Annotated in this window: 8 protein-coding genes; 4 read left to right on the top strand and 4 right to left on the bottom strand. The window is 69.9% G+C overall.

Going from position 1 to position 15,308, the window contains the following annotated elements; genetic code table 11:
• Positions 1–30: 30 nt before the first annotated feature.
• Together DMH01_RS19655 and DMH01_RS19650 are read left to right on the top strand one after the other, a co-directional pair.
• Positions 31–3,027, top strand: coding sequence for a DEAD/DEAH box helicase (locus DMH01_RS19655; protein WP_125678663.1), 2,997 nt, complete (start codon positions 31–33; stop codon positions 3,025–3,027).
• On the top strand, positions 3,020–3,724 hold the full coding sequence (locus DMH01_RS19650; RefSeq protein WP_125678662.1) for an SWIM zinc finger family protein: 705 nt from the start codon (positions 3,020–3,022) through the stop codon (positions 3,722–3,724). The genes DMH01_RS19655 and DMH01_RS19650 overlap by 8 nt, the downstream gene beginning before the upstream one ends.
• On the opposite strand, the gene DMH01_RS19645 is transcribed toward DMH01_RS19650, so the two are convergent.
• Entirely contained in the window at positions 3,712–4,710 is a 999-nt protein-coding gene (locus tag DMH01_RS19645) for an enoyl-CoA hydratase/isomerase family protein (protein WP_125678661.1), read from the bottom strand. The two genes, DMH01_RS19650 and DMH01_RS19645, sit on opposite strands and share 13 nt — an antisense overlap.
• A 53-nt stretch (positions 4,711–4,763) precedes the next feature.
• Entirely contained in the window at positions 4,764–8,108 is a 3,345-nt protein-coding gene (locus tag DMH01_RS19640; protein WP_125678660.1) for a DUF3376 domain-containing protein, read from the bottom strand.
• A gap of 154 nt (positions 8,109–8,262) precedes the next feature.
• Between DMH01_RS19640 and DMH01_RS19635 the strand changes: the two genes are divergently transcribed.
• Complete coding sequence (locus tag DMH01_RS19635; protein ID WP_125678659.1) at positions 8,263–9,918, top strand: DUF885 family protein; 1,656 nt, start codon at positions 8,263–8,265, stop codon at positions 9,916–9,918.
• Between the two features lie 22 nt (positions 9,919–9,940).
• On the opposite strand, the gene DMH01_RS19630 is transcribed toward DMH01_RS19635, so the two are convergent.
• Complete coding sequence (locus DMH01_RS19630) at positions 9,941–12,394, bottom strand: LamG-like jellyroll fold domain-containing protein (RefSeq protein ID WP_125678840.1); 2,454 nt, start codon at positions 12,392–12,394, stop codon at positions 9,941–9,943.
• Between the two features lie 428 nt (positions 12,395–12,822).
• Between DMH01_RS19630 and DMH01_RS19625 the strand changes: the two genes are divergently transcribed.
• Complete coding sequence (locus DMH01_RS19625) at positions 12,823–14,406, top strand: FAD-binding oxidoreductase (protein ID WP_125678658.1); 1,584 nt, start codon at positions 12,823–12,825, stop codon at positions 14,404–14,406.
• Here the strand turns inward: DMH01_RS19625 and DMH01_RS19620 are convergent.
• Positions 14,381–15,304 (bottom strand): LysR family transcriptional regulator, encoded by a 924-nt coding sequence (locus DMH01_RS19620; RefSeq protein WP_125678657.1) that lies wholly within the window; start codon positions 15,302–15,304, stop codon positions 14,381–14,383. The two genes, DMH01_RS19625 and DMH01_RS19620, sit on opposite strands and share 26 nt — an antisense overlap.
• Positions 15,305–15,308: the final 4 nt, after the last annotated feature.

Below are 15,308 nucleotides of genomic sequence, written 5' to 3'. Positions count from 1 at the left end.
TTGAGGGACCAGACCGCGGAAGGGAGGACCATGTCGCCACTCGTCGTGCACGGCTTGTGGTCCCGTGGCCGCGGGATCGTGCTCTGGGGTGAACACGGCGACCGCCCGGCGACGACGTCGATGCGGCCGTCGAGCGCGGCCCGGCCGCATCCGTTCGCCGCCTCGGTCGCGGATCTGACCGCCCTGCACCCCGGCAAACCGGCATCGGCCGTTCTTTTGCTTCCGTCGCGTCGCGGCGGTCCGGTCGCCTCGCCCGAACTGGGCTCCCGCGGCCGCCCGCAGCAGGAACTGACGCTGGAACCCTGGTCGGTGCCCGCGCTCCTGATCGACCCCTCGGAGCTGGAGGACCTGGCCGAGACGGTCAGCTACGGCACCTCGGTCCGCCATCTCCGCGCCGTCGTCCGGCTGGCGGACGATCTGGTGCGCCGCGGTCGCGTGCTGCCCACGCTCGTGCGGAACGAGATCGTGGCCCGGGCGCGCTGGCGGCCCGTGGCCCGGGGCGGTGACGCGGTCGCGGTCCGGGCGCTGATCGCGGCCACCCCGCCGGTCGGCCGGGCCGAACATCCCGGGCCGGATCCGGCGGCGCTCGTCACCGACGCGCTCCACACCCTGGTCGACGCGGCGGTCCGCGATCGCCTGGCCGCCGCCGGACATGCCACGGAAAGCGATGGCCGCGAGGGCCCGTTCGGGTCGTGGCTCCACGCGCTGAAGAGCGCCGACGACCGGATCGGCCAGGCGCCGGGACGCATGGGGATCGTCGCCGAGGGTATCGCCGCCTGGGACGCGGTCGGCGACACCGACCTGACCGAGGGCACCGTCTGCTTCCGGCTCGACGAGGTCCCCACGCTGCACGGCCCGGCCGACGACCCTGACGACCAGACCGGCGACGGGACCAAGTGGCAGTTGCGGTTCCTTCTGCGCTCCACGGCCGATCCGAGCCTCTTGCTCCCGGCGGAAGACGTCTGGTCCGGCAAGGCGGGCGCCAAATTCACCGACCCCGAGGGCCTGTTCGCCGCCGAGCTGGAACGCGCCGCCGGTGTGTTGCCGTTGCTCGGCCCCGCGGTCGACGCCGAGAAGCCCGGCAGCTACGACCTGACCGTCGCCGAAACCGTGGAGTTCCTCGACGGCGGCGCGGAACGGCTGGCGGCGGCCGGATTCGACGTCCAGCTCCCGGCGAGCTGGGGCGGCAGGCGCAAGCTGGCGCTCAAGCTGTCCGTCCGCGGCGCGCCGGTCGACCAGGCCGCCGTGCACCGGCTCGGCCGTCACCAGCTCGCCTCCTACCGCTGGGCGCTCGCCGTCGGTGAGGAAGCGCTGACCGACGAAGAACTCGCCGGGCTCGCGGCCGCGAAGTCGTCACTGGTCCGGCTGCGCGGCCGCTGGGTGAGCGTGGACCCCGAACTGCTGCGCGCCGGTCTGGAGTACCTCCGCCGCGACCCGGACCGCGAGAAACCTCCGCTGCCCACCCCGGCGGACCTGCTGGCCCTGCTCCACGGGTTCGACGACACGCCACTCCCGGTCACCGAGGTCACGACCGACGGCTGGATCGACGACTTCCTGGCCGGCCGGGTCCAGCGCACGATCGAGCCGGTCGAGCCGCCGCCGACGTTCCAGGCGACCCTCCGGCCTTACCAGAGCCGCGGTGTCGCGTGGCTTTCGTTCATGGCGTCGATCGGGCTCGGGGCCTGCCTCGCCGACGACATGGGACTGGGCAAGACCGTCCAGCTGCTCGCGCTCGAAGCGATCGAGCGGGCTCAGGGCGACAGGCGGCCGACCCTTCTGGTCTGCCCGATGTCGCTGCTCGGGACATGGCAACGGGAAACGGCCAAATTCGCGCCGGAACTGCGCGTTCACCTCCATCACGGCGCCGATCGCGGCCGCGTCCGGACCGAGGGCGCGGACCTGGTCGTCACCACCTACTCGACCGCCGCCCGCGACGCCGACGAGCTCGCGGCCATCCGCTGGCACCGGCTCGTGCTCGACGAGGCGCAGGCGGTCAAGAACCAGAACACCGGGCCCGCGCAGGCACTGCGCCGGATTTCCGCCGGGCACCGGATCGCGCTGACCGGGACGCCGGTGGAGAACCGGCTCGCCGACCTGTGGTCGCTTTCGGATCTGCTCAATCCCGGCGTGCTCGGCGGCAGGCAGGAGTTCCGTGAGCGGTTCGAGGTGCCCATCGAGCGCCGGGGCGATCTTCCCGCGGCCACCGAGCTGCGGCGGCTGACCCGGCCGTTCCTGTTGCGGCGCCTCAAAACCGATCCCACCGTGCTCGCCGACCTTCCCGAGAAGATCGAGATCCTCCAGGAGTACCGCCTCACCCGCGAACAGGTGACGCTGTATCGCGCCACCGTGGACGAGATGATGACCAAGATCGCCGACAGCGCCGGGGTCAAACGGCGGGGCAACATCCTCGCCGCGATCACCAAGCTCAAGCAGATCTGCAACCACCCCGCGCATCTGCTGCACGACGGCTCGCCGATCGGCCACCGCTCCGGCAAGGTCAACCGGCTCGAGGAGCTCCTGGCGGAGATCCTGGACGCCGGTGATCGCGCGTTGTGCTTCACCCAGTTCGCCGAATTCGGGCACCTGCTCGTCCCGCATCTTTCGCATCGGCTGAACGCGAAGATCGCCTTCCTGCACGGCGGCCTGTCGCAGCGGCGCCGGGACTCGATCGTCGAGCACTTCCAGTCCGGTGAGGGGCCGCCGATCCTGCTCGCGTCACTGAAGACCGGGGGAGCGGGGCTGACGCTCACCGCCGCCACCCACGTCCTGCATCTCGACCGGTGGTGGAATCCGGCGGTCGAGGAACAGGCCACCGACCGCGCCTTCCGCATCGGCCAGCGGCACAGCGTCCAGGTGCGGAAGTTCGTCTGCCCCGGCACCATCGAGGAGCGGATCGACGCCGTCATCACCAAGAAGGAGGCGCTGGCCGATCTCGTCGTCACCGACGGGGAGGACTGGCTCACCGAGCTGTCCACCGCTTCACTGCGCGAGGTCTTCGCGCTCGGGCGGGAGGCGGGCGATGACTGACGGATTCCGCCGGGCACTCGACGAATTGGGTGTCCACAAAGGACTCGTGCCGCCCTGCCGGGTCGACACGCTCACGATCGGGCCCGGCGCCGCGGTCGCCGGCGTCCGGGTGACCCGGCAGCGGTTCTACGAGGTCCGCATCGGCCTGCCGACGTTCGGCAAGCAGGTGTGGACGGCGGTCATCGCCGCCGTCGCGGCGGACGAGACCGCGAGGACGGCCTTGCTCGACGGCCGGGTCCCGGACGACATCGCTCGCTTCTTCGCCGCCGAGCAGGTGCCGCTGTTCCCCGAGGCGGCGTGGGAACTGTCGCTGGACTGCACGTGCCCCGGCACCCGTGTTCCCTGCGATCACCTCGTCGCCGCGCTGATCGCGCTCGAAGGCGAGGAGGACCCGTTCGCGATCTTCACGCTCCGCGGCCGCGACCGCACGGCCTTGCTCGACGAGATCGGGCGGCAGGCGGGCGCCCGGGTCACCGCCCCGTCCGCGGACGCCGAGACGCCCGGCCTCGACGAGGTGATGGACGACTTCTTCGGCTGGGGTCCGGCCGGCGACGTCACGAGCACGCGGCGGTCGCGGGCCGGGGACCCGTTGGGACTGCTCGACGAGGTCCCGCCCCTCACGGCCACAGTGGACGGAACCTCGGTCACCGCCCTGCTGCGGCCGCTCTACCGGGCGATCACCGGTCAGGCGAAGTAGGCGTCGACGAGCTCTTCGTCCACTTCGGACAGTGTGCCGGGGGACCACTTCGGGGAGCGGTCCTTGTCGATGATCTGCGCGCGGATCCCCTCGGCGAACTCGGCGGTCGAGAACGCGTGGGTCGAGATCCGGAGCTCCTGCGCCAGCGCGGTTTCCAGATCTGGCATCGCGGCGGCCGACCGGAGTGCCCGCAGGGTCACCTTCAGCGCGGTCGGCGACTTCGCCTCGATCTCCTTGGCCGTGGTGGCCGCGGCGTCGCCCTCGGCGTGGAGCCTGGCCAGGATCTCCTCGACGGTGTCCGCCGCGTAGCACCGGTCGATCCAGCCGGCGTCCCCGGCCAGTGTGCTCGGCGGCGCGGGTTCGGCGATCAGCTCCAGCGCGTCGTCCGGTGTGCGGGCCGCCAGCGCGTCAAGCAGGTCCGGGATCCGTTCGCTGGGCACGAAATGGTCGGCGAGTCCACAGTGGATCGCGTCGGGCCCCGAGATCGCCCCGGCGGTGAGCGCGATATGCGTCCCGAGTTCGCCGGGCGTGCGGGACAGCAGGTACGTGCCGCCGACGTCCGGGACGAAGCCGATCCCGGTCTCGGGCATGCCGACCCGGGAGCGTTCGGTGACGATCCGGTGGCTGCCGTGCGCGGAGACGCCGACCCCGCCGCCCATGACGAGCCCGTCCATCAGCGCGAGGTAGGGCTTGGGATAGCGCGAGATCACGGTGTTGAGGCGATACTCGTCGGCCCAGAACCGCAGGGACGCGGTGCCTCCGCCGCGGGCGTCCTCGTAGATGGCGCGGATGTCGCCGCCCGCGCAGAGCCCGCGATCACCGGCGCCGTCGATCAGCACGGCGCGGACACCCGGGTCGGCGCGCCACGCTTCGAGATGGTCGAGCATGGCGAGGACCATGCCGTGGTTCAGCGAGTTCAGCGCACGCGGCCGGTTCAGCGTGATCCGGCCGATTCCGCTCTCGACGAGGAACTGGACGTCGTTCACGAAGCCACCCTAAAAGTAGGACGTCCGACCATGTGGCGCTTGTGGCGCACGCCTCAGCGCGTCGTTCGGGCCTTGGGCGACTGCGCGGACGGCGGATCGGGGAAGTACCTGGTCAGCATGATCGTCTCCCACGCGATCGTGCAGTAGAGGATGCCGGCGGCCGCCCAGCCGGTGAGCGGATCTCCAGGCCAGAACAGCACGGACGCCAATGCGGTCAGCGTCGCGGCGAGGAGCGCCGGGATGAGCACGGTGAGCCCGACGAAGGTGAGCCGCCGTCCGCGTCCGCTCCGGATACCGATGGCGGTGACACCCCACAACGAGACGAGGACGCTCGAAGCGCTCAGCACGCCGACCCAGACGGCACGCGCCCAAGGCCCGAATTCCCACGGCAACGCGGTCTCCCGCAGGAGCAGGCCGAGCCCGAGCAGGTACAGGAGCGAGCCCGCCGCGAACACGACCACTCTGCGGAACGGGGTCGCGCCGCCTCTGTCAGGAAGGTAGTGCCAGCAGGAATACCCGCCCGCGAAGCCGATCCCGATCGCCAGGAAGAGGTGCCCTGGCAGGCTGAACCACTCGTCCGTGGCGACGGACACCGCACCCCACGCCAGCAACCCGGCGGCGACGCTCAACAAGGGAGCGAGGAAGCCGATCAGCAGCGGCGGCACGACCATGGGCTTGGTCACCGCGAACAGGGTCCGCCCCAGTTTGGCGCCCTTGCTCGTGCCCGCCGGCTGGATGGCGCGCCAGGTGACCAGGCCGAGGCGGAGACCCGCCCGCCGGAGATGAGGGCGTTTGAAGAGCACGCGCACCGTTTCCGCGCCGACCTTCCCCAGGACCTGGGCCTTGTCCGAGAGCCGGGCGACCGATGTCCCGGTCGCCTCCTTGAGCTGCTCGTCGGTGGGTGGGACATCGCCGTTGTGCCGCAGTTCGGCCAGGCCGGTGAGCAGGGGGATCTCCTGCTGCAGGATGTTCCAGTGCAGCCAGGTGGTGAGCAGGATCGGGAGTTTGTGCCGGACGTTCGCCGGGGTCACGCCGAGTGCTTCCCAGGGGCCGATGAGACCCGCCAGTTCGGGACGCGCGTCGAGATCGTCCGACGTCTTGCCGAAGACATGGACGTAGTGCTCGGCGTAGAGGTCTCGGAGCCAGTCGACGAGTTCGGTTTCCTCTTTCGCCTGGAGACGCTCGCTCCTGGCGACGACATCGACCAGCGAGCAGGCCGCATCGAGACGGCCCCAGGTCCAGTCGTTGAGCCGCCAGCGCGAGGACAGGAAGCTCGCGAAGTTCATCAGCTGGTTGCCGCTGAGCTTGCGCTCGACCCGTTGGACGTCGTCGACCGGCTCCTCGGCCAGCAGGATCTTCTCCAGTGGGCTCTTGGCGATCGCCGACATGGCGTGCACCCGGATCCGGCTCGGCTCGGAAAGCGGATCGGGACGGAGCGGGCCGATCAGGATCTCGGCCACGGCGAAGACGTCGAGCGTCCTCGCCAGGTCGATGCACGCCGCCTCGTGGAGCGCGGTGAATCCTGGAACCTTCGCGCGTTCGCCCAGTTCGGCGACCAGAGCGCCGGCCAGCTCGCCCACCCGGTTCCAGATCGGGGTGAGGAACGGCTCCGGGAAGTCCGGCTCGACGGGCAGCAGGTCCGCTTGGACGGCGTGTTCGGCGACGTCGGCGATGACGCAGCACCAGTTTTCGCCGGGGAGGAGCCCGCCGGCGGCGTCGATGAAACAGGAGAGCCGACGGCAAGCGGCCATGACCCAGGGCAGGACCTCGAAGTCCGGCGAGCCGCCTCGCAGGAGCAGCCGATCCCGGCAGGCGAGGAGGACTTCGCAGGCGAAGCGGGTCTCATAGAGTTTGTCGCGGATCGAACCGAGCGCGCCTTTCTGATCCTCGTCCAGGCTTTGCCCGGCTTCGATGGCCTGGACCCAGTCCAGGACGAGCGCGACGGCGCGGGCGGGCGCCAGCAGGGAACGGAACCACGAGATGGTGAGCCTGTTCGCGCCGGGCGCGCAGGCGAGGTCGGCGACGGCGGGACCCCGCAGGAGTTCGAGGATCGGGGCCGCGGCCTGCCCGGCGGTGAACGTGCGGCTGTCGGGAATCGGCAGGGGATCGGGACCGGTCAGGGAGATCGGATCGTCGACCAGTCTCGCCAGGCGGTCGGCCTCCACCGACGCCACGGCCTCGGCATAGCGGGGCATCAGCTTCCGGCGTGCCCTCTTGCCGGGAAGGTTCGCCAGGCCCGGGTCTCCGGGAAGACCCCCGGCGGTGCCGTGCAGCCGTTGCGCGGACGTCCAGGCGTCGCTCAGTTCGGCCGCGTCGTCCAGCAAGGTCTCACTGTTCATCTTGGTGCGGATCAAGGCTTTGACCACTCGCGCCAGCCGGGCGAGCGAACCCTGTTCCGTGCTGTTGGCCGGCAGTTTGGCCGGTGTCGGGGGAACCGGCTGAAGATAGAGCAGCCAGCGGTCGACGGGCGCTTGCGCGGGCGCGCCGGCGACGGCGCGGATGGCCCACGAGAGTGGGATGTTGTCGAGAACTCCGCCGTCCATCAGCTGTGCCTGAGTACTGCCCGCGTCCGGTACGCCGGTCTCGCTGCATGTGCCGACGGCGTCGAGCCACGGCTTGTCGTCGACGATCTCGGGCCCGGTCACCGTCAGCCTCGCCGGTTCGAAGGCGCCGGGGAACGACGACGTCGTCCGCGCGGCATAGGCGAGCCGGTCGAGATGCGCCGTCGAACCGGCGGGGAAATCGCTGAAGATCGGGTGCGCGACGCCGCATTCGGTCCGGTAATGGCGAAAGGCGAGGTGGGCCTGTGACCAACTCGCGAGCAAGGCCTGCCCGACGGAAGGACGCAGGTATTCATTGCGGGGGAACAGTCTCGTGGCGGTGAGGATCAGGCGGACGAGGCGGGGAGAGTCATCGGTCCGCAAGCGGCGGCACGACGAGGTTTCGAGCAATTGTTTCAGTTGTTCCGAGAGCCTCGCGTAGAAACCGCCGTCGCCGTCGAGCAGAGACGGCGGGATCCCGTGCCCGGGATGCCGGGTGAGCAACTCGAGGTCGCCCAGTTTGAGCCAGATGTCGCGGATCCCGTCGTCGAAACGCATTCCGTAGACGAGGTGACTGGCGAGCAGGGCACCGTTGAGCCCGCCTGCGCTGGTCCCGGCGATGACGTCGACATCGACGTGCTCGTATCCGGCGACAGCGAGGATTTTCCGGTAAATGGCGCGTTGGGTGATGTCCCGTGCCGTCACCGCGTCCGGTGCCGCCTGGGAACTGTCGGCGGACCGGAGTGCCGTGATTTCCCGGCAGGCGCCGCCCATCCACACGGCGAGGCTGACCCCGCCACGCATGCACAGAGCCAGGCGGAGATCATGCGGACGGGCGGAAGAATTCGTGGTGGTCATCGCTGCCTCCCTGTGCGGAGGTCGGCGATTCCGGAGAAGGGGTTACCCGGATACGCGAACGATGAGATGTCGTGACGCTCTCGATGCCGAACCCGCATTCGCGAACGCGAATATCTGCCAGCGGACGCCGTGTGGATTCTGGTAGTCATCGGATATGAGCGAACAGCCGACGGCGGCGGAGCTTGCCGACGAACTCCTCGACGTCCTCGCGACCGAGATGCCCTTGATGGCGACCTTCGACAACGTCCCGGGGCACGACCACGAATTGCGGGACGTCTCGGAGGCCGGTGACGAATGGCTCAGGGAGCGCGCCGTCCGTATCGCCGGGCACGCCGCCCGCTCCACGGATCCGGACCGGATCACCCTCGGTGTCGTTTCCCATCACGCGGAATCGCTGCTGAGCAGGCTCGACTCGCGGAGTCTCGAGTTCACCCTCGCCGATCAGATGGCGGCCGAGGGCACCGGGGTGCTGTCCTGGCTCCCGCAGCTCGAGCCGTCGGGGGAGCAGGCGGAAGAGGACTATCTGGCCAGGCTGGCGGCGTTCCCGGAGTTCTTCGCGGCGCTGGCCGATCGTCACCGCACCGGGGTCGCGGCGGGCCGGACCCCGGTGGAACGGGCGGTGCGCGGCGCGATCGACCACGTCGACCGGTTCCTGGCCGTCGAACCCAACCCGCTGCTCGTCCCGCCACTGACCGGTGACCGCGCGGAACGACGGCGGCGGCTGTTCACCGAGAAGGTGCGCCCGGCGCTCGTCGCCTATCGCGAGGTTCTCGCCCGCGAGATCGCCGGACGTGGCCGATCCGACGATCGCCCGGGCCTCTCCTGGCTGGACGGCGGCAAGGAGAGCTACGCGGGCCTGGTCAAGACGCACACCACCACCGGGATCTCGCCGGAGGAACTGCACGAGACCGGCCTCGCGATCGGCCGGGCACTGGACGAGGAGTACCGGCGGCTCGGTGCGGCCGTGTTCGGCGAGGACGACCCCGTCGCGGTCCGGCGGCGGATGCGCACCGATCCGTCGCTGCGCTGGCGGGACGCGGACGAGATGATCACGACCGCGACGGAAGCGGTCGCGCGGGCCGCGGCCGCGGCACCGGACTGGTTCCGCCGGGTGCCGTCGGCCGAATGCGTGGTGCGCGCCGTGCCGGAAGCCGACGGGCCCTCCGCCGCGCAGGCGTACTACATGCCGCCGTCGGCCGACGGCGGTCGTCCGGGCGTCTACTCCACCAACACCTACCGGGTGACCGAACGGTTCCGGTTCATCGCCGAGTCGGTCGCTTTCCACGAAGCCGTTCCAGGGCACCATTTCCAGGCTTGCGTTTCCTTCGAACTGGAGGACGTGCCCCGGCTGCGCAAGCTCGTCCCGCTCTCGGCGTTCGACGAAGGCTGGGCGCTCTACACCGAGCGGCTCGCCGACGAGATGGGCCTGTACTCCGACGACGTCATGCGGCTGGGCATGGTCGCCGAGGACTCGTTGCGCGCGGCGCGGCTCGTCGTCGACACCGGGCTGCACGCGTTCGGCTGGACCCGGCGGCAATGCGTGGACTACCTCGCCGAGCATTGCGTGCTGAGCGACGTCGAAGTGCAGTCCGAGACCGACCGGTACATCGAATGGCCCGGTCAGGCGCTGTCGTACATGACGGGCAGGCTGGAAATCCAGCGATTACGGGCCTTCGCCGAGGAGCGGCTGGGCGAGGCCTTCGACATCCGGGATTTCCACGACGTCGTACTGAGGAACGGGCAGGTGCCGCTGCCCGTGCTCGGCGACATCGTGCGGGAGTGGGTGGCCGGCACGCGGCGCCGGGAGTGACCCCGGCGCCGCGTGTCCGGGCTCAGTCGCGTTTCGCGAGCGTCGCGACTTCGGCGTCGGTCAGCGGCCGGTCGTAGAGCCGGACGTCGTCCACCGCGCCGCGCAGGAAGTCGACCTGCTGACCGCCGTACTGCCCGCGGCCGATCACCGTGTGCCCGGTGCTCGGTGCGGCGGAGCAGGCGTTCTGCGCGGCGACCTTCTTGCCGTCGACGTAGAGCGACAACGTGCCCGCCTTGGCGTCGCGGACTCCGGTCAGGTGGTACCAGCGACCGACTTCCGGCTTCTCCGGCGACAGGGCACGGAGGCCGACGAAGCTCATCGCCCATCGCTGGTCCTGTCCGGAGTACTGCAGGAAGAACGCGCTGTCACGGCCGGTGTCCTGGCTGACGACGGTCTGGAACGCGCCGCTCGCCTCATCCAGCTTGGCCCACGCCGAAACCGAATAGCTGCCGGCCGTGTTGACGAGGTTCGCCCCGGTGTCGGCCTGCCCGTTGCCCGCGAAGGCCAGCGCACCGGCCTGGACACCGCCCGCCCACTGCGCGTTGGTCAGCGTGGCGTGCGCGGTGCCGACCGAGTCCTTGGCGCTGGATCCGGTGCCCTCGTCGAACTTGTAGGCGTGCACGCCGTCGATCCCGGGAGTGCCGGGGCCCGGGTCGGGAGCGCCGGAGCCGCTGCCGTCGGCGTTGCGGATGATCGCCTGGTTGACCGCCCGCACCTGGGCGAAGTCCATCTTCTTCACCTGCCTGTCGTAGGTGAAGAAGCCGTTGACCTCGTGTTCGACGTCGGTGATCTGCGTGTAGATCGAGCCACTGATGCCGCAGCTCTGCGCCGACGCGAGCACGTCGCGCTGGTTCTGGACGTAACGGCTGTTCAAGGTCGCTTGGTCCTTCACCATCTCGTAGGCGTGGCCTTCGCCGAACCACATGTGGTTCTCGACCTCGAGGCCGTAGCCGCCGTGTTCGCCGTCGATCGAGATCCGCTTGCCGTCGGGCATCGGCTTCGCCGGGCCAGGGTAGGCGTGCCAGTCGATGACGTCGCCCTTGCCGGAGTCACCGAGGGAGTCACAGCAGTTGACACCGCTGTGTGCGTTGACCAGCCGGGTCGGGTCCTGGGCCTTGACGTCGTCGGCGATCCTGCCGGTGGTCTCGCGCGACCACTCGCCCCAGCCCTCGTTGAACGGCACGTAGCCGACGATCGAGGTCCAGTTCTTCTTCTGCTCCACCAATTCCTTCAGCTCGACCTGGAACTGCCGCTGCGCGTCGGCGGGCGGGCGTCCGCCGGTGCGCATCGACGGCATGTCCTGCCAGACGAGCAGGCCGAGTTTGTCGGCGTGGTGATACCAACGGTCGGGTTCGGTCTTGATGTGCTTGCGGACCGTGTTGAAGCCGAGGACCTTGTGCTGTTCGAGGTCGAAGCGCAGCGCCTGGTCGGTCGGCGCGGTGTAGATGCCGTCCGGCCAGTAGCCCTGGTCCAAAGTGGACTGAAGGAAGAGGATCTTTCCGTTGAGGGTGAACCGGAGTTTGCCGTCGGCGCCCTTGGCGGTGCCGAATTCGCGCATGCCGAAGTAGGACGACACCTTGTCCACGGTGCGGCGGCCGTCCTTCAGTTCGACGTCGAGGTCGTAGAGGAACGGCGAATCCGGCGACCAGAGCTTCGCCTTGGGCACCGGCAGGGCGATCGTCCCGGAGGAGGACGCCTTGCTGCGGCTGACCACCTTCCGGCCGTCGCGGACGACGGCCTCGACGGTGAGCCCGGAGTTCCCGCCGGTGTCCACGGTGAGCTTGAGCGTGGAGGACTTGAGGTCGGGGACCATGCCGAGCGTGCCGATGTGCTTCGCCGCGACCGGTTCCATCCAGACCGTCTGCCAGATGCCCGAGGCGCCCTCGTAGAAGATCCCGCGATCGGGGACCAGCCGCTGCTTGCCGACGGGCTGCCAGGTCGCGTCGGCGCGATCCTCGACGCCGACGATGATCTCCTGCTCTCCCTTGGGGTTCAGCGCCGAGGTCACGTCCGCGGAGAACGCGCCGTAGCCGCCTTGGTGCGCGGCCACCTCCTTGCCGTTGACGTAGACCTTCGCCTTGTAGTCGACGGCGCCGAAGTTGATCCGCAGCGTGTTGTCCCTGCCGACGTTCCAGTGCCTCGGCACGGTGAACGTCCGCCGGTACCACATGAAGTCCTCGTGCCGCTGGATCCCGGAAAGCGCCGATTCGGTGGGGTAGGGGACCAGGATCTTCTCGGCGAGTTTCTCGCCGAAGGGCGGGACCTCGCCGGGTGCGGCGCCGGCGAACTCCCAGACTCCGTTGAGGTTCTGCCAGTTCTCGCGGACCAGTTGCGGCCGGGGGTACTCGGGCAACGCGTTGGTGGGCGACACATGGTTCGTCCACGGGGTGGTCAGGCGGGGCTTGCCCATCTTCCAGCCGCTCTCCGCGGCCGTCGCGGCCCCCGACGTCAACGCCAGGGCGGTTATGGCGACCACCGCGGCGGTCAGGGGCTTCCGGAAGCGTCTCGGCCTCCGGGGACGTTGTGACAACGTTGGCAACATCTGCTCGACACCCTTCTCCGGGGGCGGCCGCCTCGGCGGAGGTGCGCCTCCCACTGGACCTGTGCAGGCGTGAAACCACGACCCCGTGGCCGGGGGAACCGGTGTGAGCCGGGCCACGGCTGGCCGTCAGGATGTTTTTACATCGTTGATACAACGTTGTAAAGCGTCGAAGGCCTCGAATCGGTCCTGGGCGGGAGAGCTGTCCTGTGTGTCAGGAGGCTTTGGGTGTGCCGGGTGGGATGAAGGGGACCTTCGTCGCGTCCGATGCGAGGAAAGTCCCCTTCGCCGCGGGGCTCCACGCGTTGACACGGTAACTGACTGATGAGTAACTTACTGGTGAGTCAGATCGAACGGAGGCGCCGATGCCGACCGAAGAGCGGTCTTGGTGGGGCTGGGGCACCCTCGACGGCGAACTGTCCCGAGAGGAGTCCGACGCGCTGGTCGCCCGCACCGCGGGTGTGCTGCCCGGCCACGACTTCACCGACCACGCCCCGCCCGACCCGGCGGAGCTCGGCGTCCCGGCATCGCGGATCCGCCCGCCCGCGACGCTCGCCGCGTTGTGCAGTGACATACCGGCCGACCGGTTGTCCCACGCCCGCGGCAAGGCGTTCCGCGACGTCGTCCGCAATCTGCTCGGGCAGGTCGATCATGTCCCGGATCTGGTCGCCCGCCCGCGTACGGAACAGGACGTCGTCGACCTCCTCGACTGGTGCGCCGCTTCCGGTATTCCGCTGATTCCCTACGGTGGTGGCAGTTCCGTGGTCGGCGGGGTCGAACCCCGGTTCGACGGCCCGGCGATCTCGATGGACCTGGCCGGCCTCGGCGAAGTGCTCGAAGTGGACACGGTCAGCCGCGCGGCGCGGATCCAGGCCGGGGTCTTCGGGCCGGCGCTGGAAGACCGTCTTCGTCCGCTGGGGCTGACCCTGCGGCATTTCCCGCAGTCGTTCGCCCATTCGACGCTCGGCGGCTGGCTCGCCACCCGCGCGGGCGGGCATTTCGCCACGCTCGCCACGCATATCGACGATCTCACCGAAGCGCTGCGCGTCGTCACGCCCGCCGGGATCAGTGAATCGCGACGCCTGCCGGGCTCGGGCGCCGGTCCCTCGCCGGACCGGATGTTCCTCGGCTCCGAGGGCACGCTCGGTGTGATCACCGAAGCCTGGATGCGCCTGCAGGACCGGCCGGTGTGGCAGGTGACCGCGTCCGTCGCCTTCGAACGGCAGGAGGAGGCGGTCGCCGCCACTCGCGCGATCGCGCAGTCCGGGCTCCATCCGTCGAACTGCCGCCTCCTCGACCCGGCGGAGGCGTTCATCAACGCGGGCGCGAGTGTGGGCGGAGGGCTCCTGCTGGTCGCGTTCGAATCCGCCGATCACCCGGTCGACACCTGGCTCGACCGCGCGCTCGAAGTGGCCGCGGGCCACGGCGGTGTCGTGAAAGCGAGGCGCAGCAAGGATTCCGCCGGTCAGGACAGCGCTTCGACGTGGCGGTCGTCGTTCCTGCGGATGCCCTATCAACGCGACGCGCTCGCCCGCCGCTCGCTGATCGTGGAGACGTTCGAGACCGCGTGCACCTGGGACGGTTTCCCGGAGTTCCACGACGCGATCACCTCGGCGGCGCGCACCGCGATCGACGAAGTGTGCGGCGGCGCCGGTGTCGTCACGTGCCGCTTCAGCCACGTGTACCCCGACGGCCCCGCGCCCTACTACGGGATCTACGCCGCCGGGCGCTGGGGGAGCACGGTCGCCCAGTGGGACGAGATCAAGGCCGCGGTCTCCGAGGCGATCGCGGGCCACGGCGGCACGATCACCCATCACCACGCCGTCGGCCGGGATCACCGGCCCTGGTACGACCGGCAGCGTCCAGACCCGTTCGCCACCGCGCTCGCCGCCGCCAAGTCCGCGCTCGACCCGGCCGGGATCCTCAATCCAGGGGTGCTGATCGGCTGACCGGCGGGCGGACGAACGAGGTCAGCAGCGCGGTGAACCGCAAGGCCGCCAAGGACAAGGTCCGTCCCGCCATGGTCTGCACCTGGGCTTCGCGTTTGCGGAACACGGCGTTGTCGAGCAGCACGTAGGCGACGCCTTCGGTGGCCGCGTCCTGCTCGATGTCACCCAGCCCGCCGACGAGCGCGATCCCGCCGCCGCAGCGGACGAATTCGTACTTCGGGCTCAGTTCGTCGCACTCCAGCACCGGATGGGTGGCGAGGTTCTCGACCCTGGCGGCGATGTCGAACAGGTCGCGCAGACTCTGTCCGGGCGCCGGGAGCGCGAGCGGATGACGGCACAGTTCGGCGAGATCGACGGAGTCGCGGCTGGTCAGCGGATGATCGAGCGGGACGATCGCGTACACCGGGACGACGACCGCGCTTTCGACCCGTACCCCGTGCTGCGGTCCGGTCGCGAACGTGACGGCGACGTCCGCCGCGCCTTCGAGCACCCGCCGAGTCGCTTCTTCCCTGGTGACGACGTCGATGTGGAACGTGACGTCGTGCTCGCGCCGGAAGGCTGCGATCGCCTGCGGGACCACGCGGCGGGCGAACCCCTCGGAACAGGCGACCGTCAGGGACCGGGCCTGCAAGCCGCGGCCGGTGCGGAGTTCGTCGACGAGCACGGCCGATTCGGCCTCGCTGCGCCGGACGTGGTCGAGCAGCCGGGTCCCGGCCTCGGTCGGCACCATGCCGCGCGGATGCCGGACGAACAACGGCACGCCGAGACCAGCTTCGAGTTTGGCGATCTGGCGGCTGATCGCCGAGGGCGCCACCGTCAGTTCCGTCGCCGCCTCGGACACCGAGCCGGTGCGGGCGACTTCGAGGAAGTACGTCAACGCGATCGGCAGTAGTCGCATCAGG

It is taken from the genome of Amycolatopsis sp. WAC 04182, assembly GCF_003947465.1.
Classification (GTDB): Bacteria; Actinomycetota; Actinomycetes; order Mycobacteriales; family Pseudonocardiaceae; genus Amycolatopsis.
Note: the sequence above shows the minus strand (reverse complement) of the source record. Positions and strands in the feature narration are given on the sequence as shown.